The sequence below is a fragment of the Mycobacterium sp. genome (genome assembly GCF_051006775.1).
Taxonomy (GTDB): Bacteria; Actinomycetota; Actinomycetes; order Mycobacteriales; family Mycobacteriaceae; genus Mycobacterium.
This window is the reverse complement of record NZ_JBPCSX010000114.1, coordinates 1-4,274: the sequence shown is the minus strand read 5'-3', so window position 1 is coordinate 4,274 and position 4,274 is coordinate 1. Positions and strand designations below refer to the sequence as shown.

The following is a 4,274-nucleotide window of genomic DNA, read 5'->3' as shown; positions in this document are numbered from 1 at the left end:
GGGTACTGCGTTTGGGTACGGCCCCAAAAATCGTGCACTTCTCAACGAAAAAATCGCTTCTACCTGCGTCGGGCTGACAGGATTTGAACCTGCGACCACTTGACCCCCAGTCAAGTGCGCTACCAAGCTGCGCCACAGCCCGCCGCCACCCGCCGGAGCGTGCAGCAGTTGCAGAGCCTACCGCAGCCCCAACGGTCACACGTGCAGCAGCCGATAGAGCCCGATCAGCCCGACCACCACGATCACCGCCCGCAAGGCCGTCGGCGACAACCGTCGCCCGTAGTGGGCCCCGAGCCAGCCGCCGAACAGTGAGCCCACCGCGATCAGTCCGGCCGCCGTCCAGCTGATCCGGTCGAAGGCCACCAGCGTGTACGCCACCGCAGCGACGATGTTGACCAACAGTGACAGCAGGTTCTTGGCCGCATTCATCCGCTGGATGTCCTCGGGCAGCAGCGCGCCCATCACGCCGATAAGCAGGATCCCCTGGGCAGCGGTGAAGTAGCCGCCATAGATACCCACCGCGAATGTGCCGGCAACCAGGGCCGTCATACGCGCCGCCGAGACGTGGTCCACCGACCGGCCGGCCTCCTCGGCCCGTCGACGCGCGAACGCCTGGATCCGCGGACCGAGCACCACCAGGATCAGCGCCCCGACCAGCAGCACCGGAACGACCTGGACGAAGACCCTCTCCGGCAGATGTAGCAGCAGGTACGCACCGATCGCGGCCCCGGTCAGCGAAGCCGGGATCTGCCAGCGCAACCGATTCCACTGCCCGGCAAGTTCGGCTCGATAACCGAGCGTGCCCGATACCCCGCCGGCCACCAGTCCGACGGCGTTGGACATGGTGGCGGTCACCGGCGGGAATCCGAGCGTCACCAGAGTCGGGAAGGTGATCAGAGTGCCTGAGCCAACGAGTGAGTTGATTGCGCCCGCGCCGATGCCTGCCACGGCGATCAGCAACATGTGGGCGACGGACACTTCGGAACCCTAACCGGGGCAGACGTCCGATCGAATTCTGTCAGTGGGCTCCCATAGTATTCGAACATGCTTTCGACTCCGGTACGGGAGGTCTTCACCGCACTCGACGCCGCGGTGCAGGCCCTCGGCGCCCTCGATTGGGACCGCATGCCGGCGGCGGAACGCCTCGACGCCCTCGAAAAACTCGAGACCGCACGGCGTCTCCAAACCACGTGCTCGCACGATATCGCCGGCTCACTGGACCGCAACGACGACGGCGAGATCGGCCCGATTCTCTACCGGGTCATCGCCGACGTACTTCGCATCAGTCCCACCGAGTCCCGTCGTCGCCTCCGTGATGCAGCACAACTGCATCCACGCACCACACTCACCGGGCAGCCGATGCCTCCCGAACTCCCCGCGACTGCAAAGGCCTGGGACGCTGGCCAACTCAGCATCGAACACCTGAAGGTGATCCAGAAGTTCATCCGGGATCTACCCGGGCATGTCGCACCCGCCCAGGTCGAAAAGGCCGAGGCGTTCCTCGCTGAGAAGGCCACCGAGTTGCGGCCCGATCAGTTGGAGAGGGCCGCTGACCGGTTGGCCGTGACGATCAACCCCGATGGCAAGTTCAGCGATCAGGATCGCGCCCTGCGCCGCGGGTTCGCCTGGTGCGGAGGTCAGCGCCCAGATGGCATGAGCATCGCCAAGTTGGTTGCCACTCCGGAACTGCGCGCTCTCCTCGAGGCTTGGTGCGCGAAGTTCGCTGCGCCGGGGATGTGCAATCCGGAGGAGCAGAATCCCACTGTCACAGGCGAACCCACCCCCGACGTCGTCAACCGGGATTCCCGAAGCCTGGCCCAGCGCCAGCACGACGCCATCGGTGCTCTGCTGCGCGGGCAGCTCGGCGATCCAAAACTCGGCCGGCACAACGGTCTGCCCGTCACCGTGATCGTGTCAGCCAGCCTCGAACAATTGCAGACCGGCGCTGGGCATGCGGTCACCGGCGGCGGCACCCTGCTACCGATGCGCGACCTGATCAGCATGGCGTCACACGCTTACCACTACCTCTGCGTGTACGAATCCCACACCCGGCGCCCGCTCTACCTCGGCCGAACCAAACGCATCGCCACCGGCGACCAGCGTCTGGTCCTGCACGCACTCGAACGTGGCTGCACGGCACCCGGCTGTGACGTCCCGGCCTATCGGGCCGAGGTCCACCACATCGACGAGTGGGCCGACGGCGGCCTCACCGATATCGACAAACTCACCCTGGCCTGCTTCGCAGACCACCCGCTGATCAAACGCGGTGGCTGGCGGACCCGGAAGCGCAAAGACGGTAGGACCGAATGGATACCACCGCCCCATATCCCGCTGCGCGGCGGCACCAATGACTTCCACCATCCCGAGCGGTACCTGTCGAGGTATGACGACGGGGAATCCGACGATCAGGCATCTGCGGGCTAGCGGGGCACAGCGAGCGCGGAAAGATCAGCGCCCCTTGGGCTTCCGCTTCTCGCGCACCCGAACATTGATCCGGATCGGGGAACCTTCGAACCCGAAGGTCTCCCGCAGTCTCCGCTCCAGGAAGCGCCGGTATCCCGCCTCCAGAAACCCACTGGTGAACAACACAAAGGTCGGTGGGCGCGAGGTCGCCTGGGTGGCGAACAGGATTCGCGGCAGCTTGCCCCCGCGCACCGGGGGCGGCGTGGCGGCGACGACTTCCTTGAGCCAGTTGTTGAGCTGCCCGGTGGAGATGCGCGCATCCCAGGATGCCAGGGCGGTCTCCATGGCCGGCACCAGTTTCTGCACCGCCCGGCCGGTCATCGCCGAGATGTTCACCCGCGGCGCCCACTGCAGCTGGTTCAACTGCAGATCGATCTCCCGGTCCAGCAGGAACCGCCGGTCCTCGTCGACCAGATCCCATTTGTTGAAGGCCAGCACCAGCGCGCGGCCTGCCTCGATCACCATCGACAGCACCCGCTGGTCCTGCTCGGTGATCGGCTGCGAACCGTCGATCAGGACGACGCACACCTCGGCGGCGTCGATCGCGCTGTGCGTGCGCACCGACGCGTAGAACTCATGACCGCTGGCCTGCCCGACCTTGCGCCGCAGACCCGCGGTGTCGACGAAACGCCATATCCGGCCGTCCAATTCGATCAGCGAGTCCACCGGGTCAACGGTGGTGCCGGCGACATCGTGCACTACCGACCGCTCCGAACCGGCCAGCCGGTTGAGCAGTGAACTCTTGCCGACGTTGGGCTTGCCCACCAGGGCCACCCGTCGCGGTCCCCCACTGGTTCCCGCGGTCTCGGACACCTCGGGCAACGCCTCAAGCACATCGTCGAGAAGATCAGCGACACCGCGACCGTGGATCGCGCTGATCGGGTGCGGCTGCCCCAGGCCCAACGACCACAGCGCAGCCGCGTCGGACTCGCCCTTCTCGTTGTCGACCTTGTTGGCGGCCAGGAACACCGGCTTGCCAGCACGTTTGAGGATGCGGGCGGCAGCCTCGTCGGCGGTGGTGGCACCGACGACGGCATCGACCACCAGGATGATCGCATCGGCGGTTTGCATCGCGATCGAGGCCTGCTCGGCGACCTTCTGCTGCAAACCCTTGGCGTCGGGCTCCCAGCCACCGGTGTCCTGCACCATGAAGCGCCGACCGGTCCACTGCGCGTCATAGGACACCCGGTCGCGGGTCACACCGGGTAGGTCCTGCACGACGGCCTCGCGCCGGCCCAGGATCCGGTTGACCAGAGTCGATTTCCCGACGTTGGGCCTTCCGACGATCGCCACCACCGGCGGCGGTCCGCCGGATTCGTCCTCGCCGTCGGTCAGCGGGTCCTCGCCGAACTCCCACTCGCTCTCGTCTTCCCAGGTGCCGTCTTCGGTCATCGCGCCGCCCCCGTTCGTTGGTCGACAAGCTCGCACAGCCGGGCGATCACCTCGGCCTGAGACATATCGCTGGTGTCGACGATCACCGCGTCCTCGGCCGCACGCAATGGCGAGACGGAGCGGGTGGAATCCAGATGGTCCCGGCGCATCACATCGGCCAGCACCGTGTCGTAGTCATCGGGCAGACCGGCGGCGATGTTCTGATCGTTGCGGCGCCGGGCCCGGGTCTCCGGCGATGCGGTCAGGAAGACCTTCACATCCGCGTCGGGTAGCACCACCGTGCCGATATCGCGGCCCTCCACGACAACATTCTCCGGGCCGGCCGCCAGTTCGCGCTGTAACCGCACCAACCGCTCCCGGACCGCCGGAACCGCAGAGACCGCCGACACCGCTCGCGTCACATCGTCGCCGCGGATCGC

At 66.6% G+C, this 4,274-nt stretch carries 4 protein-coding genes and 1 tRNA gene; 1 reads left to right on the top strand and 4 read right to left on the bottom strand.

Annotation, left to right across the window (positions count from 1 at the left end; genetic code table 11):
- Positions 1-68: 68 nt before the first annotated feature.
- Positions 69-142: transfer RNA gene (locus ACR2JI_RS08460), tRNA-Pro, on the bottom strand.
- A 53-nt stretch (positions 143-195) separates the two neighbouring features.
- Positions 196-963, bottom strand: coding sequence for a sulfite exporter TauE/SafE family protein (locus ACR2JI_RS08455; protein ID WP_526389636.1), 768 nt, complete (start codon positions 961-963; stop codon positions 196-198).
- An 81-nt stretch (positions 964-1,044) separates the two neighbouring features.
- Between ACR2JI_RS08455 and ACR2JI_RS08450 the strand changes: the two genes are divergently transcribed.
- Positions 1,045-2,424, top strand: coding sequence for an HNH endonuclease signature motif containing protein (locus ACR2JI_RS08450; RefSeq protein ID WP_526389635.1), 1,380 nt, complete (start codon positions 1,045-1,047; stop codon positions 2,422-2,424).
- A 24-nt stretch (positions 2,425-2,448) separates the two neighbouring features.
- On the opposite strand, the gene der is transcribed toward ACR2JI_RS08450, so the two are convergent.
- A complete protein-coding gene (gene der, locus ACR2JI_RS08445; RefSeq protein ID WP_526389634.1) occupies positions 2,449-3,855 on the bottom strand; it encodes a ribosome biogenesis GTPase Der in 1,407 nt (468 codons plus the stop codon).
- Positions 3,852-4,274 (bottom strand): (d)CMP kinase (gene cmk, locus ACR2JI_RS08440; RefSeq protein WP_526389633.1); only part of this gene is annotated, 423 nt, incomplete at its 5' end. The genes cmk and der, both read right to left, overlap by 4 nt.